Annotated in this window: 14 protein-coding genes; 11 read left to right on the top strand and 3 right to left on the bottom strand. The window is 46.2% G+C overall.

Translation table 11 applies throughout. The features are described 5' to 3' along the window. The first annotated feature begins 435 nt into the window (after nt 1-435). The 10 genes from BW716_RS26785 (at nt 436) to BW716_RS26740 (ending at nt 19,692) form a co-directional block, all read left to right on the top strand. Nucleotides 436-7,770, top strand: a complete 7,335-nt coding sequence (locus BW716_RS26785; protein ID WP_235643955.1) for a type I polyketide synthase — start codon at nt 436-438, stop codon at nt 7,768-7,770. A 21-nt stretch (nt 7,771-7,791) separates the two neighbouring features. Further along, entirely contained in the window at nt 7,792-11,967 is a 4,176-nt protein-coding gene (locus BW716_RS26780; protein WP_083728773.1) for a type I polyketide synthase, read from the top strand. Continuing rightward, nucleotides 11,955-12,251, top strand: a complete 297-nt coding sequence (locus BW716_RS26775; protein WP_083728771.1) for an acyl carrier protein — start codon at nt 11,955-11,957, stop codon at nt 12,249-12,251. Before BW716_RS26780 ends, BW716_RS26775 begins: the two co-directional genes overlap by 13 nt. Next, nucleotides 12,242-13,057, top strand: a complete 816-nt coding sequence (locus tag BW716_RS26770; RefSeq protein ID WP_083728769.1) for an alpha/beta fold hydrolase — start codon at nt 12,242-12,244, stop codon at nt 13,055-13,057. The genes BW716_RS26775 and BW716_RS26770 overlap by 10 nt, the downstream gene beginning before the upstream one ends. Beyond that, a complete protein-coding gene (locus tag BW716_RS26765; RefSeq protein WP_083728767.1) occupies nt 13,036-14,256 on the top strand; it encodes a glycosyltransferase in 1,221 nt (406 codons plus the stop codon). Before BW716_RS26770 ends, BW716_RS26765 begins: the two co-directional genes overlap by 22 nt. Nucleotides 14,257-14,279: 23 nt before the next feature. Next, nucleotides 14,280-15,479: a glycosyltransferase gene (locus tag BW716_RS26760; RefSeq protein ID WP_083728765.1), complete on the top strand. Its 1,200-nt coding sequence runs from the start codon at nt 14,280-14,282 to the stop codon at nt 15,477-15,479. Beyond that, nucleotides 15,476-16,747: a hypothetical protein gene (locus tag BW716_RS26755; protein ID WP_083728763.1), complete on the top strand. Its 1,272-nt coding sequence runs from the start codon at nt 15,476-15,478 to the stop codon at nt 16,745-16,747. Before BW716_RS26760 ends, BW716_RS26755 begins: the two co-directional genes overlap by 4 nt. Then, nucleotides 16,744-18,030 carry a condensation domain-containing protein gene (locus tag BW716_RS26750; RefSeq protein WP_083728761.1) on the top strand — a complete coding sequence of 429 codons (1,287 nt, stop codon included), beginning with the start codon at nt 16,744-16,746 and terminating at the stop codon, nt 18,028-18,030. Before BW716_RS26755 ends, BW716_RS26750 begins: the two co-directional genes overlap by 4 nt. Then, entirely contained in the window at nt 18,014-18,502 is a 489-nt protein-coding gene (locus tag BW716_RS26745; protein ID WP_143709058.1) for a hypothetical protein, read from the top strand. The genes BW716_RS26750 and BW716_RS26745 overlap by 17 nt, the downstream gene beginning before the upstream one ends. Before the next feature lie 74 nt (nt 18,503-18,576). After that, the gene (locus tag BW716_RS26740; RefSeq protein ID WP_143709057.1) at nt 18,577-19,692 is read left to right on the top strand and encodes a hypothetical protein; all 1,116 of its coding nucleotides are present in this window, start codon (nt 18,577-18,579) and stop codon (nt 19,690-19,692) included. An 86-nt stretch (nt 19,693-19,778) separates the two neighbouring features. Here the strand turns inward: BW716_RS26740 and BW716_RS26735 are convergent, their stop codons facing one another. The 3 genes from BW716_RS26735 to BW716_RS36960 all read right to left on the bottom strand — a co-directional run bounded on the left by BW716_RS26735 (nt 19,779) and on the right by BW716_RS36960 (nt 21,956). After that, nucleotides 19,779-20,387, bottom strand: coding sequence for a response regulator transcription factor (locus BW716_RS26735; RefSeq protein WP_083728755.1), 609 nt, complete (start codon nt 20,385-20,387; stop codon nt 19,779-19,781). 40 nt (nt 20,388-20,427) lie between these two features. Next, nucleotides 20,428-21,585: a lanthionine synthetase C family protein gene (locus BW716_RS26730; protein ID WP_083728753.1), complete on the bottom strand. Its 1,158-nt coding sequence runs from the start codon at nt 21,583-21,585 to the stop codon at nt 20,428-20,430. Between the two features lie 233 nt (nt 21,586-21,818). Beyond that, nucleotides 21,819-21,956 carry a hypothetical protein gene (locus tag BW716_RS36960; RefSeq protein ID WP_179091285.1) on the bottom strand — a complete coding sequence of 46 codons (138 nt, stop codon included), beginning with the start codon at nt 21,954-21,956 and terminating at the stop codon, nt 21,819-21,821. 150 nt (nt 21,957-22,106) lie between these two features. Between BW716_RS36960 and BW716_RS26725 the strand changes: the two genes are divergently transcribed. Further along, nucleotides 22,107-25,106 (top strand): lantibiotic dehydratase, encoded by a 3,000-nt coding sequence (locus BW716_RS26725; RefSeq protein ID WP_083728751.1) that lies wholly within the window; start codon nt 22,107-22,109, stop codon nt 25,104-25,106. Nucleotides 25,107-25,172: the final 66 nt, after the last annotated feature.

The following is a 25,172-nucleotide window of genomic DNA, read 5'->3' as shown; positions in this document are numbered from 1 at the left end:
TACAAAACCAGGCAGGGATCTGAGAAATCAATAGTGTTGTTGCACCAATTTATCTTCGATCGTCATTAACATCGTATCAGGATAAATAACCATTACCGGAGTCGCTTTTTATTTTCACCAGGAATCGTCATAATATATTATGAGCTGCGAGAATAGATCTCTTTCAGCCATTTAACTTTCTGTAGCAGGAAGAACAGTTGTTCATGTGAGATCCAGGCCCGTTCAGCCTTTAATAAGTCTGCGCTATGAAAACAAATTCCAGTTCGTATAAACAGGATTGGATTACTATGTCCTGACGTCAACATAGTAGTCTGAAAGGCGCAACAGTCATATTAAAATAATCCAGGCACGCGGTATAGCATTACTATGATCAAACGATGATCATGGACCGGAACAGGCATGCCCGTTACCTAACTCAAATAACCTAGTATGAATATGTCTACAATTATCGGGATCACCCCGTTCGAAAACCCTGACGTTCACCTTGCCATTGCTTTGGCGAATGCGAAAGCCTTTCCTGTACTTCATTTAGGACGTAACAGACAGGTTGCGGAAACTGCATTGTCTGCACTGGCATTACAACTGTCACAACCATTCGGTGTATGTATTGTGCATACTAGTGTTGCAGATATTTCCCTCCCTGAGCAGGTATCAATGGTCATTGCACCCTATGGCATGAAATTAAAACTGCCAAAGAAAGTACAACTGTTTTACCAGGTGCATAGTCTTGCCGAAGCGAAGCTGGCAAAGAAAGAGAAGGCCGACGGTATCATCCTCAAAGGGAATGAAAGCGGTGGTAAAACAGGTGATGAATCATCTTATATTCTTTTTCAGCAGGTGGTCAAAGCAATGCCTGATGCCCACATATATGTACAGGGAGGCATCGGTATTCACACTACAGCTGCCCTTATAGCCACTGGCGCTACCGGGGTGGTACTGGACAGTCAACTGGCACTCTTTCCTGAATGTACAGCCCCTAAAGCATTAAAAAATGTATGCGAAAAACTCAATGGCAATGAGACCCGCATCATCGATCATTTCCGCGTACTGGTACGCCCCAACTCTCCGGAGCTGCCGGAAAACGCGACCATGGCCCAGTTGGAGCCACTGTTACAAACATTGGACCTGGATAAAGGTTTCCTGCCACTGGGTCAGGACATTGCCATCTCTATCGACCTTGTAAAGCGATATAAGAAATTAGGCAGACTCATCACCGGTATGCATCATGCCATTCGTGGGCATATCAGGCAGGCACAAACACAGCCTGTCATCAGTCCGAACAATGCACTGGCGAAGGAATTGAACATTACCTATCCCATTGCACAAGGGCCGATGACACGTGTGAGCGACGTGCCCGCTTTTGCTGCGGCTGTAGCCAATGCAGGTGCACTGCCATTCGTAGCCTTGTCTTTATTGAAAGGCGAATCAGCCAGAAACCTGATTCGCGAAACCAAACAACTTGCCGGTGACAAAACCTGGGGTGTGGGTATACTCGGGTTTGCACCGCAGGAGCTGAGAGATGAGCAAACTGCCTACATACTGGAAGAAAAACCGCCATTCGTGCTCATAGCCGGTGGCCGCCCCTCTCAAGCCAAAGCGCTGGAGCAGCAGGGTATTCAGTCTTTCCTGCATGTACCCTCAGCTTCATTGCTGGATATGTTTATAAAAGAAGGGGCCAGGAAGTTTGTGTTTGAAGGCCGCGAATGCGGAGGACACGTAGGGCCCCTGTCCAGCTTTGTGCTGTGGGAGAAACAGATTGACAGACTATTGCAGGAAGAAAGTGCGGGCCAGTTCAGTTTGTTTTTTGCTGGTGGTATTCACGATGCATTGTCAGCAGCTTTTATTGGTGTGATGGTCGCGCCATTGGCCACTAAAGGTGCGAAGGTAGGTGTATTGATGGGTACTGCTTATATCTATACGAAAGAAGCGGTAGAGACAGGTGCAATCCTGCAGCAATTCCAGGACCAGGCCATTGCACATAATCATACCGTTTTATTAGAAACTGCACCGGGCCATGAAACCCGTTGCCTGCACTCTCCTTTCGCTGATTATTTTAATAAGGAAAAAGAGCAGCTGGTAGCTGCGAATGTGGATAAAAAAGAGATCTGGACTCAACTCGAATCACTGAATGTAGGCCGCTTGCGTATAGCGGCGAAAGGTGTAGATAGAACGGATGAAGGTTTGGTAAAAATAGCGCCGAAGCAACAGCTGAGTGAAGGCATGTATATGATTGGACAGGTAGCCGCCATGCGCAATGAAACGGTAACGATGCATGCACTACATGAAGATGTGGCAGCGATGAATCAGACAATTATTGATAAAGCTATTTTGCCTGCACCGCTTACACAGCCGGAGAAAGCTCTGGATGTGGCCATCATAGGTATGGCTTGTATCTATCCGGGTGCGAAAAATATCGATGAGTTCTGGGCGAATATATTAAATGGTGTAGACTGTGTAACAGAGGTGCCGGATGAGAGATGGAACAAGGAATTGTATTTTGATAATAATTCGAATGATGGTGAGATGTCTCCTTCCAAGTGGGGAGGATTTATTCCGCGTATTGATTTCGATCCGATGGCGTTTGGGATTCCACCACAGTCATTGGCGGCGATAGACCCTACACAGTTGCTGGCTTTGCTGGTAGCAAAGCAGGCGCTGGATAATGCAGGGTATGGCGGAAAGGAATTTAATGGAGAAGATGTATCTGTGATTATAGGTGCAGAAGGAGGTACTGATCTGGCGAATAGTTATGGGTTCAGATCTACGTATCGACAGTATCTGGGTGAGCTGCCGGAGGAGTTGAAAGCAGTGTTGCCACGGATGACGGAAGATAGTTTTCCGGGCGTGCTGGCAAATGTGATCTCTGGTCGTATTACGAACAGGTTGGATCTGGGTGGACGTAACTATACGGTAGATGCAGCTTGCGCATCTTCGCTGGCGGCGATTGACCTGGCTTGTCAGGAGCTGGTATTGGGTAAGTCAGAAATGGTGCTGGCTGGTGCTGCCGACCTGCACAATGGGATTAATGACTACCTGATGTTTAGTAGTACGCATGCGTTGTCAAAGAAAGGACGGTGCGCAACTTTTGATAGTGAGGCGGATGGTATTGCACTAGGTGAAGGGGTAGCGATGATTGTGCTGAAAAGATTGTCAGATGCAAAAAGAGATGGAGATAAGATATATGCGGTGATCAAAGGTGTAGGTGGTAGCAGTGATGGTAAGAGTTTAGGATTAACTGCACCGAGAAAGGCAGGGCAGGTGAAAGCATTGGAACGTGCTTATGAGATGAGTGGAATCTCTCCGGCTACAGTGGGTTTAGTGGAGGCGCATGGTACCGGTACAGTAGTAGGTGATAAGACTGAGATCAGTGCGATCTCTGACATGCTGATTCAGAATGGTGCAGTGATCGGGCAGACCTACCTGGGCTCTGTAAAGACACAGATCGGGCATACTAAGTGTGCCGCAGGTTTAGCAGGATTGATCAAGGCTGCATTGTCAGTATACCATGGTGTGAAGCCGCCTACCTTACATATGAAGACGCCGAATAGTTTTTATAATCCGGCAAGCAGTCCTTTCCTGTTTAATGCGGAAGCCGGGTTGTGGCTGGATGATAAGCGTACGGCGGGTGTCAGCGCATTTGGGTTTGGAGGTACGAACTTCCATGCGGTGATTGAGAATGATGCCAGTGTACAGGATGCGCATACAGCGATAAAGACATGGCCGGCAGAGTTATTTGTATTCAGAGGAAATAGTCAGCCGTTGTTGAAAGCGGTGAGCAGCATACTCCAAAACAATGATAGTATATCACTGAAGGACCTGGCTTATAGTCTGGCAGTGTATAGTCAGGAGCCGGTATCCTTATCTATAGTGGCTACAAGTAGAGAAGATCTGATGATGAAATTAGATCTGGCGCTGGCAGGTGCTACTTCTAAAGATATTTATGTAACAGCGCCTGTAGAAGGGAAGGTAGCCTTTTTGTTCCCAGGGCAGGGTAGTCAGCGGATCAATATGGCGAGAGAGCTGTTTGTAGCTTTCCCTGTAATGAGACAGTTGCTGAAGAAACATCCTGCTTATGAGAAAGTGTTGTTCCCACCTGCGGTGTTTAATAATGAGGCGATCCGGCAACAGAAGGAACAGATCAAAGATACAAGGGTAGCGCAGCCTGTGTTGGGGATTGTGGATCTGGCCATGGCGCAATTCCTGCAATCATTGGGTATTGAGCCTGATATGGTGGCAGGGCATAGTTATGGCGAGTTGCCTGCGCTGTGTTTTGCAGGTGCATTTGCTGCTGAGCAGTTGGTGCCGCTGAGTGAGTTGCGTGCAAAAGCGATTTTGGGTGGCGTGATTGATGATAAGGGAATGATGGTGGCTGTGAGCTGTGGGGAAGATGTGTTGAAAGCATTTACGGGTGAGGGTACGGGTGTGTATCCTGTAAATCATAATTCGCCTGCGCAATGGGCATTGGCTGGTAAAACAGCTGATATTGAGGCGCTGATGGAAAAATTGAAAGAGGCGAAGATCTCTTACAAACAGATGGAAGTGGCTTGCGCATTTCATAGTCCGGTGATAGCGGGTGCAAAGGCGCTATATGAGACGGCGATCAAGGATGTGGATTTTGCACCTATTACAATTCCTGTATGGTCAAATACTACTGCACAGTTGTATCCAACACAACCAGCGGAGATCAGGGCTAGATTGGCGGAGCATATCGTTAAACCAGTATTGTTTGCAGAAGAGGTGGAACACATGTATGCTGCGGGTGCAAGGGTGTTTATCGAAGCAGGTCCGGGTAAGGTATTGAGTAATCTGGCAAAGTCAACTTTAGGTAAAGAGACGCTGGTGTTGCATACAGAAGATAAAGCACCGCATGCGATCACGCATTTGTTGAATACACTGGCAAAATATATTAGTACAGGTAGAGCGATCAATTTAGAGAAACTCTTTGATGGTCGTGATGTGCAGGTATTACAACTGGATAATCCTGCTCAATATAAGAAGAGTGCTACAGTATGGTTTGTAAATGGGCATATGGCAGTACCATCCGTGGGTAAGTTGCCGGCGCATGGTGCAATGCCATTATTGCAGCCATTGAAATTGAATATTGGCGCGGCGCCTGTAGTGGTAGCTCCTCCTGCTGGCAATGCAGAACATATGGTGCAGGAATATTTGAATAGTGTGAAATTGTTAGTGCAGGCACAGAGAGATGTGATATTGGGTTATTTGGGGCATACGCCGGCGGCAATGCCGATTGCCGCGTCGGTAGCGGCTGTGGCGCCGGTTACGCATGTGGCGGTTCAGGTTGCGGTACCTGCTGCGGCGGCTGCGGCTCCTGTTCCAGTTGCAACAAAGAGAGATACTAAACGCATCCTCATCGAAGTAGTCAGTGAAAAAACAGGTTATCCACACGAAATGCTCGGCCTTGAAATGGACATGGAAGCTGACCTGAGCATTGACTCTATCAAGCGCATGGAGATCATCGGGGAGCTCCGTACCAAAATGGGTGGTTTCAAATCAAGTGGTAAATCAGACGAAGCAGTTGTAGAACAACTGGCAGGTATCAAAACACTGAATGGACTACTGCAATGGATCGCTGAAAACGTAGATGCACAGAGCTTACCAGATGCTGGTGGTGTATCGCTGCAACACGCCATTGCACAACAACCTGTGGTCGATATCAAAGATACTATTTTGCAAATTGTGAGTGAAAAAACCGGTTATCCACAAGAGATGCTGGGCTTAGACCTCGACATGGAAGCGGATCTGAGTATAGATTCTATCAAGCGCATGGAGATCATTGGTGAACTGCGCACCCGATTGGGTGGTTTCAAAACCAGTGGTCAGAGCGACGAAGCTGTGGTAGAACAATTAGCGGGTATCAAAACGTTAAATGGGCTGTTGTTATGGATTTCTGGTAATATGGATCAACAACAGGCGGCTCCGGCAGCAGCTCCCTCCGCAGCTGCTGCGGCGCAAACATCGGTCACCTGGTCCGAAAGCGAAATCAAAAATATACTCCTGCTCACGGTAAGTGAAAAAACCGGCTATCCTACTGATATGCTGGGTATGGACCTGGATCTTGAAGCAGATCTCAGTATTGATTCCATCAAACGTATGGAGATACTGGGGGAGCTGAAAATAAAGATTGGCAGCTTCTCTCAGAATGGAGAAGATAAAACAGAAGCACTGGCAGGGATTAAAACGCTGAATGGTCTGGTGCGATGGATTGCTGAAAATGTAGGTGGTACTACTCCAGCGAGTCCTGCGCAGAACGTGAGTAATGCGAGTCCTTTGCACAACGTGGGTAATACGATTCCTGTGCAGAACGTGAGTAACGCGATTCCTGTATACAATACCGCCAATGCGATAGCTGCAGCAACAGCAGCAAGTCTTTCACGGTTGTGTTTCTCTTTGACACCTTCCGTTTTTTCACAGCAACCAGTTGCTATTAAAGATGCGAAGTTTGCTATCATGGACGATGGCAGCGCATTGCCTGCGGCTTTGCAAAGTTTGCTGGTTGAAAAAGGCGCCAGTGTTACGATCATAAAAGGTGAAGAATCTTTAGATGAATATCAGGGACTGATCATTCCAGATCTGCTTACAGCACCCGGCCGGCCTAACATCCTCACAGCATTTGACACCATCAAAAAGCTGAACCCTGAAAAAGCGAAATGGGTATATGCCATTTCCGGTGTACTGAATGGCGATGCCAAAGACTTGCGTAGTGTACAAGGTTATCCAGGTTTTTTAAAAAGCCTGGACAAGGAATGGGAAGCTACCAAGTGCCGTAGTATTACGCTGACAGGCCAGTTCCCGGCTGATCGCATTCCGGGTATGATCATCGATGAAATTCTACATCCTGATGAACCAGCAGAAGTAATTTATCACAATGGCAGCAGACATACTTTTAGTCTGATACCTTCACAATTACCCGTAGGTGATACTTCACAACTGCAATTGGATAAGAACAGCGTAGTACTGGTATTAGGCGGTGCACAGGGCATTACAGCAGAACTGATGATCCGCTTTGCAAAGGATTACCCTTGTAATTATATACTCGTAGGCCGCTCCGCTGACCCTCGCAATACAGTAGCTTCTCAATATGCATCTCTCACTACCAAAGATGCGATCAAAAAGCAATTGATTGCCGAAGGACAACTCACCAAACCGGCGGACATAGAAAAGAAAGCTTCCGATATACACAAAGCAAACCAGATATTATCCACTATCCATTCGCTTGAGAAAAATGGTGCGATTGTTATTTATCGCTCACTTGACCTGCGCAATGAACAGGAGATCAGTGCACTGATCGATCAGGTCTACAAAGACTATGGCCGGATTGATGGCGTAGTGCATGGAGCCGGATTATTGGAAGATAAACTCTTCCAGCAGAAGACTTCTGAATCATTCGAACGCGTGTTCACGACCAAAGTTACACCACTGAGAATACTGGCAGAACAACTGCGTCCGGATGTACAGTTTGTGATCTTCTTTTCCAGTGTCGCTTCTGTATATGGCAACCGTGGTCAAACCGACTATGCTGCTGCCAACAGTGTGATGGACCGCTATGCATGGGAGCTGCGCAACACCATCAAAGGGAAAGTAACAGCTATCAACTGGGGTCCATGGAAAGGCACTGGGATGGTGTCTCCTGCCCTGGAAAGGGAATATGAACGCAGAGGCATTGCCCTCATCCCTTTACAGGAAGGCATGGAGCTATTTGTAAACGAGCTGAAATATGGAAATGAGAGTCAGGTACTGATCATGGCTTAACCTTTAAAAACGTCCGCAGATATGAATGTAGCAATCATAGGGATGTCCGGTATCTTCCCCGGTGCGGGCAATATCCAGGCTTTCTGGCAGAACATTATACAGAAAAAAGACGCAATACAGGCGGTGCCTGAAAACAGGCTGGACGCCACCTTCTTTGATACGGAGACGATAGCGGTAGACCGTTTTTATTGTCGCAAGGGTGGGTTCATCGATGAATTTGCCACCTTCGATCCCATTCGTTTTGGCATATTGCCACTGGCGGTAGAGGGTACAGAACCAGAGCAGTTACTTACGCTGGCCCTTGCCCAACAAGCATTGCAGGATGCAGGCATATTGGATAAGCAAATCCCGCTGGAGAAAACAGGTATCATTATCGGGAAAGGGAATTATCCCGGTCCCGGTGCTACCAGAGCGATTGAAATAGTGCGTACAGGTGAGCAGATTGTACAACTCCTGCAAACTTTATTACCACATTTATCAGGTGCTGATCTTGAAAAGGTAAAGAAAGAGTTCCAGCAGAAAAAAGGTCGCTTTGGTCCGGATACAGCCATGGGATTGATTCCTAATCTTGTGGCTTCTTTGGTAGCGAATCGTTTGAACCTGGGTGGTGTAGCTTATACACTGGATGCCGCCTGCGCCAGTTCACTGCTGGCAGTAGATCATGGCCTACAGGAACTCAGCACCGGCAGAGCAGATATGATCATTGCCGGTGGGGTACATGTATCGCAGAATGCGCCATTCTGGAGCATCTTCACGCAACTGGGGGCGCTTTCAAGAAGACAGCAGATAAGACCTTTTGATCAACAGGCCGATGGTTTGCTGATAGGAGAAGGATGTGGTTTTGTCGTGCTGAAAAGATTAGATGACGCCATTGCTGATAATGACCGCATCTATGCTGTTATCAAAGGTAGTGGCATATCCAGCGATGGTGCCGGTACCAGTGTAATGAGTCCTGCTGTAAAAGGGCAAGCGGTTGCGATCAGGCAGGCATGGCAAAAAGCCGGAGTTTCTCTGGATGAAATCGGATATATCGAAGCACATGGCACAGGTACGCCATTAGGTGATAAAACAGAACTCGAAACACTGGCACAGGTGTTTGGTCAACATGCACATAAAGCAGGTATTGGTTCTGTGAAATCGATGATTGGTCATGCGATGCCGGCAGCTGGTATGGCAGGTTTGATCAAGACAGCGCTGGCATTGTATCACAACACCCTGCCTCCTACCCTGCACTGTGAAGAACCGGTAGCAGCTATGCAGAACACCCGGTTTGCACCCGTACAGGAAGCGACCGACTGGCAGGCGACAGGCTTGCCATTAAGAGCAGGGGTGAATGCATTTGGGTTTGGTGGTATCAATGCACACCTGGTGGTGGAAGGCTTTAATAGCTTACCTAAAGGCGTCTTCAATGGTATCACGCCTTCGCTGAAAGCAGATGTATTACTACTGGCAAGGAATAGTGGAGATGCATTGATCCGTGCATTGGAGAATAAAGAAACCGATCCGGGACAGGGTGATTACCGCATTGCATTGTTTGATCCTTCGCCGGAACGAATCAAAAAAGCCGTAAAAATTGTAGGCAGGAATACGCCGTGGAGAAATAAACAGGACATCTGGTTTACCAATGAGCCGTTGATTTCCAAAGGTGGAAAGGTAGCCTTCCTTTTCGCAGGTCTGGATGGATTGGGGGGCGGAGAAGTAGATAGCGTAGCAGCTCACTTTAATTTACCCGGTGCTGAGAGCAATAAAGACAGCGTATATGATTCTGCTATTACCCTGCTTGAAAGGAGCCGTATTATCGATACAGCCCTCAAACAAATGGGTATTCGTCCTGACCTGAATGCAGGACATAGTATGGGTGAATGGCTGGCTGGCCGCTCTGCGGGCATGGCTACGGAAGCTTCTATTCTTGAAATATTACAGGACCTGAACCCACAGGCATTAGAAACAGAAAATGCGAAATTTCTGGTAACCGGTATTGGATATGATCAGCTGCTTCCTTTACTGGAAGGGAAGAAAGACATCTATCTATCCATGGACAACTGTCCGCAGCAAGCGATTCTTTGTGGTACGGATGCAGCTGTTGCAGACTTCATTGAGATACTGAAAGTAAAGCAGATCTTCTATCAGGTACTGCCATTCCAGTCTGGCTTCCACTCTCCTTTTGTAGCGAAGAAAACAGATGTATTACTCGCAGGTATCAGCAAGATACAGTGGTTGAAACCTGAGATTCCGTTCTGGTCCGCTACTACGCTGGATCTGTATCCGGATACGTATGAGGCTATCAGGGATTTGAGTGTGGAGCATTTGATCAAACCGGTACGCTTCCGTGAACTGACCCGGAAATTATACGAGGAAGAAAATGTACGCGTGTTTATTCAGGCGGGTGCAGGTGGTTTGATTGGATTTGTAGACGATACATTAAAAGGTAAATCATATAGTGCGATCGCTGCGAATGTACCTACACGCGGTGGTTTGGATCAGTTACAACGAGTAATGGCTGCATTGTTTGTGGAAGGGAAAGCGGTAAATCTGGCATTTTTAGGGATTTCGCCGAAAGGCAAATCGGGTATGCCTTTGCAATTAGGCTCACCGTTTATTAAAGAACTGGATAGTTTAAAGGGATTATCCCTTCCTGCTCCTGCTATGAAGCCGGCATTTGCCACCGTTCGAAAACCTGTTTTACAGGCATTTCTCCAAAATGTAGATGAGATCACGGCTATCCAGGATGAAATCATTGCATTATTCAATGATCCGATCACTGTACAACCCATTTCTCATACACTCAATATTTCCCTGGAAAACACGCCTTACCTCATCGACCACGCATTGGTAAAACAAAAACCCGGATGGCCCATTAAAGAGGATATGGACCCCGTTATACCCATGACGATGATCTTTGAGCTATTTGGTGACGTGGCCCGTGCAAACGGACAGAATAGGGCTGTAAAACGCATTTACAACATACAGGTGTTCCAATGGATGAACGTGTCCTCTCCTTTCAAAGAAACCATTACCGGTAAGTGGGAAGGGAATGACACTGTGCACATGGACCTTCCAAATTATGCCAACGCCAGTGTGCAACTGACTAAACAATATCCGGTACCACCTGCAAGGGATTTTTCCATTGGCGCCTCATTAGGCAGTGAATTGTACAAAACACCTGAGCAAATATACGAGCGGCACATGTTCCATGGCCCCGGTTATCAGGGTATCAGGAAGATTGTGCACATGGGAGAAAAAGGTATCACCGGCATCATCGAAAGCAGCACGGGCAAAGGATCCTTATTAGACAACGCCGGCCAGTTGTTCGGACTGTGGTTACAGCTGATCTTAACGAAAGACAGGATCGCATTTCCCGTAAAGATCCATGAAATCGCTTTCTATGGTGATATGCAGGATCAATCCGGCAGCTTTGAATGCACGTGTCAGCTCACTGAACTGAATGACGAATTTGCGACTGCTGATTTTGTCATTAAAAAAGCAGGACAGATCTGGGCCATCGTTACCGGTTGGCAAAACAGAAGGCTTGAAATTGATGAAGCCCTCTGGCAGATCTCCATGGCGCCTTTACAAAATAAGCTGGCGAAAGAGATTGCACAGGGTGTATTCACTTTCAACAATGCTTACCAGCGTGTGGTATCATGGGATTTTATTCAGAAGCGCTACCTGAACCAGGCAGAAAAAGCATTTGTAAAAGGGTTGATGCCCATGAAGCGTAAAGAACGGATCATCAGTCGCGTGGCCGCCAAAGACGCTGTGCGGGCGGTGTTACAACACCATTGCTTCCCGATAGAATTTGAAATCAAAAACAATGCTGCCGGTGCACCTTATGTAGCAGGTGTGGAAGGTATTCAACTGAGTATCGCACACAAAGGCATGGAAGCCGTGGCGATTGCCCGTTATCACCAACCCGTAGGCATTGACATAGAAGAGATAAAACCACAGAGCGAAGGCTTTTGTGAACTGGTGTTCAGTGTTACAGAACTGGAGCTGTTGCCCCCTGAGAACCGCGATGAATGGATCATTCGTGCCTGGGTCGCCAAAGAAGCCTATGGCAAATACCTGGGCAAAGGGCTCCAGGGCAATCCAAAAGGATATACCATTACCGCTATCACTGGTGATGAACTGACTATTAACGATATCAACATTAAGACAATTAAACACAACAATTTTATAATCGGATGGACGCTATAGCTGCACACAAACTGAACAGCGAAGAGATCTTCGCCTTGCTGAAACAATTCATAACTGAGGTAATCGGAGAAGAGTTCGTAGAAGATATGGACATCACCAAAGAAAGCTCTTTTACACGGGATCTGGAAATGGACAGTATCGAGATCGTGTCCTTTTCAGAGAAAGTGAAGAGTCACTTTGGCGAACATGTAGACTTTACAGGATGGCTCTCCAACATGGACCTCGACCAGCTGATCAATCTCAGTCTGGGTGACATTATAAAATACATTGAACAATGCCAGTAATCAAAATCAATCACACCTCCGTTCATGTACAGGAAATGAACAAAGGTGCAAAGGAAACCATTTTGCTGATCCATGGAATGTTCAGCAATCTGTCCGTTTACTATTTCAACATTGCCCCAATTCTGGCCAAACAATTTCATGTAGTCATGTATGACCTGAAGAGTCATGGCATGAGCGGTAAGGAGAAAGATGGTTATGACCTGAACGCCCTCACCGACGATCTGTTAGCCCTGATGGAAACCTTAGAACTCAAAGCGGTACACCTGGTAGGTTATAGCTTCGGCGGACTGGTAGCCCTGCGCATGGCGAGCCGGTTCCCCGGTAGGGTCAGGAAACTTGCGGTCATCGAAGCGCCTGATCCGGGCGAAAATGAAAGACTGGGCATCATCGATATGTACAGCAAAGAGTTTCTGATCGACTACATCAACAACTTTACTGACACCACAAAGTTTAAGATGGGCAAGCGACAGCTGGAAAAAAACCATCGCATGTACGAATACCTGTTCAATGAAACATCCATCAAAGCTGACCTGCGCAAAGAACGTGGCTTCTTCTCAGGCAAAGAGATCGGGTATATCAAACAGGATACGTTATTGCTCTATGGCAAAGACTCTGACTGCGTACCCTCCGGACAAACTTTATATGACAGACTCACCCGTTCCAAGCTCGCTTTACTGAACGGGGATCATAATCTGCCGCTACAACAGCCGGAAGAAACGGCGTTACGATTAAAAGACTTCTTCGAAGGATGGCAGAGCAAATTCAGACAAATCAATAATAGAATATGGCAAGGTTTGCGTTTATAGTTCCTCCCTTACATGGGCATGTGAACCCAACATTGAGCCTCGGTGCTGAATTATTGAAAAGAGGGCACGAAGTAGGCTGGATCACCCTGGACCCCGCACTGGGCAATAGATTGCCAGCCGGTGGTCAGCTGCTGCTCGCCGAGTATAACGACGATAGCGAAGACTACCTGGAACAGATCCATAAAAAGAATGTATCCGGCATTGAAAGTATCAAGTTCCTTTACGAAGAGGTACTGATACCCCTGAACAGATTTATGTACGATGGCATCAATACCATCCTGGATAGCTTCAAACCTGATGTAGTGATCAATGACCACCAGCTATTTGCCGGTGCCATTGCGGCTTACAACAGGAATATGCCTTACGCTACTTCTGTGACTGCACCAGCAGCGATCAAGATGGTTGAAGACCTGCCCGGTGTACACGATTGGGAAGTAAAACAGATCGTAGGACTACAACAGGAACTCGGTGTACCAGGGAATACCGCTGTTGTACTTTCTGAAAAACTCACATTGGTATATACTTCAAAAGATTTCTTCGGTTATATGGACACACCGGAGCATTACAAGTTCATCGGCCCCGTGTTCAATAACCGGCATACTGTACCCCCTTTTAACTGGGAACAACTGTCGCAGATGGGTGCCCATCCAAGGATACTGGTCTCGATAGGCACTACATTCGATCACGCCTATAAAAAAGAATTCTTTGGAAAGGTCATTGATGCTTTTAACAACGAGACAGTGACAGTAATAGTCGTATCAGATGAAAGTCTCTTTGAGAGCTGGCCTTCTAATTTTATTGTGCAGGACCGCGTACCACAGCTGGATCTGTTGCCACACCTGGATGCCGTGGTTTGCCATGGAGGTCATAATACCGTGTGCGAAACGCTTTCGCATGGATTGCCACTGGTTGTGATTCCTATTGCTTATGATCAATCGCATGTAGCAGGTCAGGTCACACAGGCAGAGAGTGGTGTACGGCTGAACTTTAAACGTTTCAAGGCACCACATCTTCGTGAAGCTGTATTCGAGATCCTGAAAAACCCGGCGTATAAACAAGCCGCACAACGTATCCGGGATTCATTTGAACGTTCTGGTGGCGCCGCTACAGCAGCCGATCTGCTGGAAGACCTGGCGCCTGTCGTTCCCCCTTATGGTATGACGATGAACCAGGCATTTTACCGCAACAAAGTTTATTAATCTATCTTAAAAACCACTATCCTATGTCTAAATTCATGTTTGTAGTACCGCCCTTCTTCGGGCATATCAGTCCCACCCTCAGTGTAGGCAGCAGCCTGATTGCGAAGGGACATGAAGTGATATGGGTAGGCTTGAAAGAACTGGCTCCCGAGCATATTCCTGCAGGAGGAAAATTCATCGTACCACATGCAGAGCTGGCGGAATACCAGACTGCTATCCATCATATTTTACAAAAGCAGGACGAAGGTCCGAAACTATCTGGGGTAGAGACCCTGAAACTGGCTCTGGAAGAGACTTACCTCCCCTTCTGCCGTATTATGATCAATGGTGTAAACAGGGTAGCTGATGAGTTTCAGCCGGATGTGATTGTAAGTGATTGCATCACTTTTGCAGGTGCCATCTGTGCTCATCAAAAAGATATTCCCTGCGTAACGACTACACCTGTACCTCCTGATGTGACAGCAGATAGTATGCAGTCACCCAAGATCTTCGAATGGCAGCAGAACCTGATCAAAGGCCTGCATCATGAGATGGGCATTTACTCAGGCGAGTTTGCCATTCATTCAAGAGAGATGAATATTGTATTTACTTCTGAAGAGTTCTCAGGGTGTAAGGAACCTTTGCCACACATGCGTTTTATTGGACCTGTAAAGGGCAGACCGAATAATACACCGTTCGACTGGGATCGTTTATCAAGAGCCATCGGACCAAAGGTATTCGTGTCGTTAGGTACATTATTGGTAGATATCAGAAAGGAATTTTTTGGCAAACTGATAGAAGCATTTGCCAATGAACCATTGACCATCGTTGCAGCGACTGATCCGGGGATTTTTGAAACCTGGCCGGACAACTTCATTGTACAGGGCTATGTACCACAAACACAACTGATGCCGCATATGGATGCGGTAATCTGTCATGGTGGTTTCAACACGGTGAACGATGCTTTCCTGAATGGGTTACCTATGCTCATCACTCCCATCGCATACGATCATTTCCACACTGCATCACTCATTGAAAATGCAGGGTGTGGTATCAAGCTGCGCTACAAGCGGCTACGGGTCAGCGATCTGCGGGATTCTATGTGGGAAGTTTTACAAAATGAAAAATACAGAAAAGGCGCACAGCACATCAGAGATACATTTATACAGGCTGGAGGAAACGATAAAGCGGTAGAGCTATTAGAAACTTTTGCACAACGCACTAAAGCAAGGTTAACTGCATGAAAAGAAAATTACTCTTTCCCGAAAGGCTGATGTTGGGAGATGGCAACACACCTTTCAATGTCGTATCTGCTATCCGTATCAAAGGGTCAATCTCAGAAGAGAACCTGGTACATGCACTGGCTTGTATTCAGGCCAAACATCCTTTGCTCAGGGCAAACATTATCGATGACCACTATGTAGTGCAGGAACAACCTGGTACCATTCCTTTGAAGATCGTTCATAGCACTGATTGGATCACGGTCACTTTAGCAGAACTGGCCCAGCCTTTTGACACGGCTACCGCACCACTGGCAAGAGTGACCTGGATCAGAACACTGCATTATTCAGACCTGGTGCTCTCGCTGCATCATTGTCTTTGTGATGGCGGGGGCCGGTGGGCATTGATGAAGGAAATCATCGCCCTGCTGGATAATCCTTCAAAGGATATTGGCATGCATCGTTCTTTATTGACAATTGAAGATATTATTCCTGCAGCGCAACGTACAGGGTGGCCATTAATGAAAGCAAAGTTAGTAGGCGGCATTGTTAAATATGGTTCTCAACTACTGGCCGCGCTGGTTTCCACAAAAGGGAAGTCAAAAACCAACCGTGAAAAGGACTACCTGTTACACTGGAAACTGGATGAGGGCATGACATCCGCACTGGTACGTCAGTGTAAGGCCATGGGTGTTACCGTGAATACCGCCCTCTGTGTAGCACTGGCCAGTGCTTTCAGAAAAGTAAAGGGAGAACAGGGTGCTGCTAAGGTGACCTGTCCCGTAGATATCCGGAAGTATGTACCGGCTATTACCAAAGATTCCATCTTCTCCGTAGGTCTTTCCATTACACTGGAAATTCCGGATGAACACACCCGGCCTTTCTGGACAAGGGTGCAGCTGTTACAGCCCATCGCTACTGACAAACAGAAAAGACTGGACACTTCTATGGTACATGCCCTGGAATATGCACATTCCGCTATTCCACACATGATCAAATTCCTGACGTATGGCAAACTCAATTATAACCTGATGTTTTCCAACATGGGACAACTGGATATTGATGAGCACTGGCGAACCTTTGATATCGAAACAGTATTTAGTCCCGCCGTGATCGGTCCTTTTGCTAATCCGAATACAGTATTGACCTGTACATATAAAGGGCAGATGGATTTCACATTTATTTCCAATGATGACTTTTTAGCACTGGACGATGCCCGGGCTATTAAAGACGCTCTCCTCAAAATATTAAAAGAAGTACTACCCAGCACCACACCAATTTTAACCATATGAACAGAAAATTAACTGTTGGAGAGAGGGTCATGTATGTATCCTCTGAGGCACCTGTGAATTGTATATTTCCCGTAAAAATCAAAGGGCAGATCAATCAGGAAAGACTGGAACAGGCCCTGCTGAAGTTGCAGCTAAAACATCCGCTATTGAGAGTGGTGATCAGAGAAGATGAAAAAGGAGCGCCTTATTATGTAACAGATACGCAGATCGCGCCGATTCCTATTGATATACGTGAACGTTATACAAACGAGGACTGGCAACAGGTGAGTGTGGATGAGTGGTACCGGCCGTTCGAGGTCACTAAGGGGCCACTGGCAAGGGTGGTTTGGCTGAAATCGGATATGGTTTCGGAATTATTGCTGGTTTGTCCACATTGTATTTGTGACGGGAGTTCTATTCTGACATTGTTGCGGGAGTTGCTGATGGGGTTGGATAATCCTTTGTTGGATCTGCCGCCTTATCCTTCTTTTGAGCATATATCTGAGTTATTGCCTTTATCGCTGTTGGATAATAAAAAATTCAAACTCCGGGCCAGCGTGATTGGGAAGATAGCGGGATTGGTATTGTGGTTGAAAACGCGGGGATTAAAGCCGGTGACCAGCAGGGGGTATTTATTAAACTGGAAACTGAGCCAGGAGTTGAGTAATACGCTGGTATACCGGTGTAAGGAGGAAGGGACTTCTCTTTTTGCGGCCATTTCAGTGGCTTTTCTGGAAGCCTTTAGGCAGGTGAGAACATCGCAGGCGCATAATAAGCTCATTTGCCCGGTAGATATCAGGAGATTTGTACCTGAGATCGCGCAGGATGAACTGTTTGCATTTGCACCTATTGTAGAATTATCTGCGGATACCAGTGCCCTGAACGATTTCTGGTCCAAGACCCGGAGTTTTAAGAATGACCTGATGGCGAAGATTGACAAGATCAATATCCACGAGTTATTATACATGGGGGAGCATTTTCATAGTTCCCTGCCCAGGATGGTGACATTTTTGAAAACGACAGATGGTACGCATGATGTGACCTTATCAAATATGGGGAAATTACACCTACCGGAGAGTTTTGAGACTTTCGAGCTGGAAACGGTGTATAGTCCGAGTGCCGGTTTTCCCTGGCGCAATCCGAATACATTGGTGGCTTCTACCTACAAAGGGCTGCTTGATTTTACATTTATTTCCAACGAGGCTTTCCTACCTGAAAGTGATGCCCGGGCGATACAAATGAAGGCGATCAGTATCCTTCAGGAGAAAAGCCGTATAAAACAAACTTATGGGGTCAAGGGATAAATTGCTAAAGACCTTCACACGTAAACAATTATATATTTATTTCATAACCAACCTGCTGATCAATGCCGTTGTACCCTACTTTGGGTTCGACGACAGGCATGCAGTCAGTTTATTCAGGGGAGCGCATTCCATGGCGCGTTTTCTGATTCCCATGGCGATCTTTCTGCCATTTGGGATTACGTTCGACATATTAAAGAAATACTTTACGCTTTTGGAGAAAGAGGGGTTGGCATTTATGTTGCCTTCTCACAATTCAAAGTTGTCATTTATGCTAAGAATGGCTGGTGTCAATGCTTTGGCAACGGTAATTGTGGTTACGGGGGCTATGTGGATCATCCATGTGAGTATGCCAGCAGGGTATAGTTTTGAGGGAACCTGGCTGGCGATTATTTCAGGGGTGATAGCAGGTGGATTGGCGATCCTGTTTACCTGGTTGCCGCTATATGTAGTGAAAAAACTGCCGTCTGCGTAATATTACATAATTTAGTGACTGTGATGCCCGTTATTAACCCGATAACGAGCGTCGCTATCATTAAATTCACATGGATGAAAAGGTTTCTAGCATTTTTCATGCTCCTGCTCCCCATAGCACTGAGCGCACAGACAAAACTTTCCGCTAATATAGCAGAAGACTTTTCCAATAGGGTAGCAGAACGCTATCAACAAAAGAATCATCAGGCCGAGCTTTTCATTGCCGACCAGCTTTCCAAGAGCGGGACCGGCGGGTTGGATATTGATAAGACCATGACCGATCTGAAAAGTGATCCGGCGGCATTGGATGAATCCCTGAAGTTTTTGTTCCAGTATAATGACTGTAACCGTCAGACCCTGATTGCGTATTTCCGTGAGATGGGGGTGCTGAGTGGCAGCGTGTTTCCACTGGCGACTTATACAGTGAATAAGTATAAGAATGAAAGTAAGACATTGATTGAAGAGAAAGCGACTATTATAAAGATGGGCGCAATGCCGGTAGCTGCAGCAACACCACAGCCTATTCCAGCTAAGAAACCAGCAACTGCCAGGAAGGTTTCTTCTGAAGAGGAAGCTACGACTGTATCTCATGAAAATGATAATACCCCTACAGCGGCATCTGCGGGTGTTGCAGAACCAGGTGATTCTACTGCAGCGACTGCTGCTGCAGGTGGAGAAGATTATAACTGGGATGTACGTACACTTTTCAAACTGCGTACCCCTCAGGAACTGGAAAATCTGTATGGGAAAGAGAATGTAGTGTATCGTGGTACTACAGACCTGGCAGGCAATGATGCGGGTAATGCATATTTCGTATTCCCTGATACTGACAATGAAATGCAGGTGATATTTGATGGTGATAAGAGTCCGACTATTACTTTTACAAAGCCACATGCTAAGTGGAAATCTCCATTTGGAATTAAAGTAGGTGATCCTTTGGATAAGGTGGTGAAGGTGAATGGCCGTGATTTCAAGATCAATGGTTTTGAGTGGACAGATGGTGGGATTGTGAATAGCTGGGAAGGTGGACAAATTGCGGGCAAAGGAGTGTTAGTGTTGTTTAAGGCGAATAATTCCGGTGATCCGAATATGTATGATAAGGTGACGGGCGATAAGAAGGTGAAGACGGATATGGGGGTGTTGAAGAAGTTGGAGGTAGTGGTGGATAAGATAGAGTTTAAGAGTAATTGAGTTTAAGCGTTTTTATAAATAGGAAAAGCGTNNACGCTTTTCCTATTTATAAAGGGTATATCGACGCCTGTAGGCGCCGATGGACCCTATACCAGCAGGTGATTATCTACTGCATATTTTATTAGCATGGCGGTGTTCTTTACTTCCAGTTTTGCCAGCAAGTTCTTCCTGTGGCTATTTACTGTATCTGCACTAATGAACAACTTCTCCGCTATTTCAGGATTTGTATTGCCTTCGGCAATTAATGATAGGATTTCTTTTTCCCGCCTTGTCAGGTGATGCTTTTTCCCTTCCCCTAACAACTGACTCACTCCCGGCGAGAAATAGGTTCCCCCATTATACACCGTATGAATCGCTTCCAGCAATTCTTCCCTATCCGCATCTTTCATCACATACCCACTCGCTCCATGGGCCATCATCTCAGTTATATATTTCACATCCCGACAGGAGCTTAATGCCAATAGCTTTATGGAAGGATGCGTTACTTTTATAGCCGCACACAAATCCACCCCATCAATATCAGGCAGACATACATCTGTAAGAATTAAATCAATAGCATGTGCTGAAACGAATGACAGGCAGGAGGCACCATTGCGGGCTTGTCCGGCAACGGTGATGTCGGGTGCGCCCTTTAGCAATGCACGCAGCCCTTCCAGGATCAATGGATGATTATCCACAAAATACAGGCGGATCATGGGTTTTCAATTATATGTAATTTACCAAAAAACCGGGTCTTTAAGAAAGCAGGATACACCTGTCCCAGGCGGGCTCCGTATCCTTATCCAGTGCGGCAATCAGCACCAAACCCACTCCGGCGACACCTTCCAGTACACCTTCCTTTATTTCATATTTTCCATCACCATAAAATCCTATACCGGCAGGACTATCATATATATCAATCGTATGTTGTAACCATTTTTCGGCTCCCTGCTGAAAGAGTTTTTCCCCTGTTTCACGGTAAGCCCGGTTGAAGATATGGGCGATGCCCGCACTCCCATGACAGATGCAGGTGTCGTGCACGATGCCGTTCTGAACATCCCTGTTTTGTACGCTGTGGGCCAGTATTTCGTATGCCGGGTTGGTGTATCCGCCATACAGCAGCGTCATGGCAACCGGCAGATCGCCATAACACCAGCCCATACGGCTATGGCTGGCAGTAAGTGCGGTTCCTGCGTTGTTCACAAGCGTTGGATATAGTGAGGGAGAACCGGGGGGATTACTCACTGATAGTAGCCAGTCCAGACTCTTTTCTACCAGATTACCGGCATCAATACCTTTTGCCTTTATCCTTGATAATATACCAACAATGGCAGGCATACCATGGGCCATACCCAAATTGTAACAAGGCTCATCAGGCAAAGAAGGTACTGTTTGCCTGGAAAAATGATCTTCCCAGGTAATGCCGTTTGGGAGATGAGTGGCAGTATTTGCTAATGCTATTGCGATTTCTGATAACCGTGGGTCTGGCGTTTCTTTTTCCAGAAAATATAATGCTATACCCAGCCCTTCGTGAAGGAAATCGTATCGCTTATTGTTCAGGTCTGCTATCATCTGGTCGCCCAGTAGCACATCTACTTCAGAGAAGATCTCGTCCATATCACCATCCACAAAACCCTGGTTCATGAGGTGTTGAATACACCATACTTCGCCGGCAATGCCATTGCAATGCGTAGGCAACAACGCATGGGATGACATCGCTTCTATACTGCTGAGTATAAGCGCATGTACCTTTTCAAGGTATTCTTCTTTTCCGGTGAGTTGGTAGTAGTAGGCGTAGAATAAAGCACAACCGGTGTGCCCTCCCAGTAATCCGGGTTGATGATCTGTTTTGAGGAGTTGGTCTAGCTGCAGACTGATGTCTTTCAGGATATGGGTTACTCTTTTCTGATACATATCCGTAAACTACGAAAAGGGGCTCACTTTATGGCAAGCCCCTTTTCCAATACTCAATATCTGCAGGAGTCAATACTGCAAATGGAGAGTACATGACTTGCGTTTTGAGTGCATACCGCACTACCTGATTCGGCTTTGTCCTTTTTGGTGCCTTGCAGGGATGCGATTTTCACTTTGCTTAAGTTCAATTTTTTGGTGGATTCCTTTTTCATGAGATGCTTTTTTAAGGATGATTAACGAACTGTTGGCGTGCACTTAAAAAAGCTGCAACCAGTGACGAGCGTGGGCTTTTTTTCTTCAGGTTGCCGGGCTTTCAGGTTCGCAATGTGGATCTTGCCGAGGGAGAGCTTTTTAGCTGTTTGCTTTTTCATGGTTAATAGAATTTATTAAAAGATAAAGAGAATATACTCAGTCGCAGGGCGATTTTGACAACTTATTGTCCAGTTGGAAAAATTTCCCCCTTTCAGGGTATCTTGCAGCTAAGACAATAATGTTATCTTACTATACTTAGCCCATCCTATATGATCACCGTCAAGGACTTTTATTTAGTACGAACTCCTTTACAGTCTATACAGTTCTTAGATCAGTTTCAGCAAATTGATATGGCGGCACTACCTGCCAAATTGTTTTCCCTGTTCCAAGATCCGACTTTGCAGGAATCGATTTATATCGCTTCGCCGGAGTTGTACCAGGAGCTCATGAAGTGGCTGCAGGGTGGCACAGGTAGTGAGAAAATGTGTATGGCGCTATATAGGTATGTGCTAAGAATGAGTACGCGGTGTACGCCGTATGGCTTGTTTGCAGGGTGCGCTACGGGGTACTTTTCGGATGTTACTGCTATTAAAATCGGTCAGGAGCATAGGAAACATTGCCGACTGGATATGAACTATGTGGCAGAGCTGGCAGCGATGATCACACAGTTGCCCGAGGTAAAGGTGCAATTACGGTATTTCCCTAATAATTCTATTTACCCGGTAGCGGATACTTTCCGGTATGCAGGGTTTACGGTGAAAAATAAATTCAGAAACTACGAACTGGCGGCGGTAAGCAGGAGTCCATATCTGGAAACACTATTGTCTGTAGCTGGCGCTGGCGCAACGATCGATCAATTGTGTGCAGCGATTGTGGACGAGGAGATTATGGAGGAGGATGCGCGTGAGTTTATAGATGAGCTGATTGTAAATCAGCTATTAGTAAGTGAACTAGAACCGACAGTCACAGGCGATGAATTCTTTTCTTACTTATTAAAGCGGTTATCCACATTATCAGGTACGGAGCAGATCGCTCATACTTTACAACAGATTCAACAATTATTGTCAGATTCGGCTGCGGGTGTGGATAAGTACCTGCGTACCCATGCTTTGGTGCAGGAATTATTACCTGATACGAAAAGTAAAGACCTGGTACAGACGGATCTGTTTCTGGCAACTACACAGAATACAATTAGTTCTTCCTTAATCAAAGACTTGCAGGACCAGGTATTGCCGTTGTGGAAAATGGCGAAACCGAATACCAATTCGGATATGACCAACTTCATGAACCGCTTCAGAGAGCGGTATGAAGACCAGGAAATACCACTGGCGTTAGCGTTGGATAATGAGGCGGGTATTGGATATGCCCATAGTCAGTCGGATCATACTCCATTGATTGATGACCTGGCCATCACTACAAATGAGGAGCAGACGAATATGCAGTGGAGTAAGTTCCGGAGTTTTCAGCTGGAGAAACTGCATGTTTGTATGCAACAGGGGCTATCATCACTGGAGTTGACAGATGCAGATCTGGAAACGTTGAAAAACCCGGTGCCCGTGGTGTTGCCATCCAGTATGTACCTGATGGGGAGTCTGCATGGCAGTAGTGCCGAGGCGATAGATAATGGGGACTATCTGTTTGAGTTCAATGGTTTCAGTGGCCCTTCTTCTGCAAATTTATTAGGTCGGTTTTGTCATGGAGATGCACAGTTATTGGCGCATGTTCGTGAATGTTTACGGGAGGAAGAACAACAGGATCCAGCTGTAATTTATGCAGAGGTTGTGCATTTGCCGGAAGCGAGAACGGGGAATATCCTGCTGCGTCCTCAATTGAGAGCATATGAAATTGTGTATCTCGGTAATGGTAGTGTACCGGCAGAAAATCAATTTCCGATTACAGATCTGATGATCAGTGTGCGTCAGAATAAAATCGTGTTGCGCTCTAAGAGATATAATAAACGAGTGATTCCAAGACTAAGTACGGCGCATAATTTTGCCCGGAATAGTCTGCCGGTGTATCATTTTCTCTGTGATCTGCAATCGCATATGGCGGCTGGCTGGCAATGGCATTTGCCGGTACAACCGGCTTTTTTACCGAGGGTAAGTTATAAAAAAATCGTGCTGAGCAAGGCGACCTGGCATTTGAAAAAGGGAGATGCTATAAAGGCTTTGCACCTGCCTCGGTACATTACCATTATGGAAGGCGATAATGAGCTGTTCATAGATATGGAGAATGCCGTGAGTGTGAAACTGCTACAGACAATGCTGGAAAAGAAAGAGAAGATCACGTTGCAGGAAGTGATTGGAACGCCGGATCAATGCTGGATTCAGGGTGCATCAGGACGATTTACGAATGAGTTGATTATCCCTTTTGCGAATAAAGTAACGGTTGCATCAACTTTGCACACTAACGGGTCTGAGCCTGCACGTAGGTTTATCACAGGTAGTGAGTGGCTCTATATCAAACTATATGGAGGCAGCAAAACAACAGAAGATATGCTGACTACTGTAGTAGCGCCACTGATTGCACAGGTGGAAGCAGCACAGCTGGCGGATAAATGGTTTTTTATAAGGTACAATGATCCGGAACATCATATCCGGTTACGGTTTCACAATAACAGTGATCCCACCTTCTGGCACCAGATCCTGCACTTGCTGCATGAACAGCTGGGCCAGTATCAGAAACAGGAATTAATCTATAAAGTACAGACAGATACCTATGTGAGAGAGGTGGAAAGATATGGGGCAGCTACCATGGAGTTCAGTGAACATGTGTTTCATGCAGATAGTAAAGCAGTACTAAATTGTATCTGCCAGCTGGAAGGTGAAGAAGGTGAACGCTACAGATGGCTATTAGGTGCCAGAGGTGTAGATGTATTATTACAGGATTTTGGGTATGATCTGGCCAGAAGAGCGGGTATCATGAAAGCCATCAGGGAAGGTTTCTTCCAGGAGTTTGGCGGCTCACAGGATTTACAAACACAATTGAATAGTAAGTATAGACAAGAGATGCGGCAGTTGAGTAGCTTTCTCGATCCCAGACAGGATGTGGAGAATGGCATTGAGGGATTGTTTGATGAGCGATCTGCTTTTATCAGGGAGATGATTCCTGCCGATATTGCTGCTGACGATTTACTACCTAGTTATATCCACATGTTTTTGAACAGGATCTTATTAACAGGGCAGCGCAAGCATGAACTGGTGTTGTACCATTTTCTGAGTAAATATTATGACTCGCAACTGGCGATTCAGAAGAAGGCACGGGGCTGACTAAAAGTAAAATGAAGGCGCTGAGAATTGCGTAAAAGCCATTTCGTCTCCATCACCTACCCGAGA

It is taken from the genome of [Flexibacter] sp. ATCC 35208 (assembly GCF_001975825.1).
Lineage (GTDB): Bacteria > Bacteroidota > Bacteroidia > Chitinophagales > Chitinophagaceae > Chitinophaga.
Note: the sequence above shows the minus strand (reverse complement) of the source record. Positions and strands in the feature narration are given on the sequence as shown.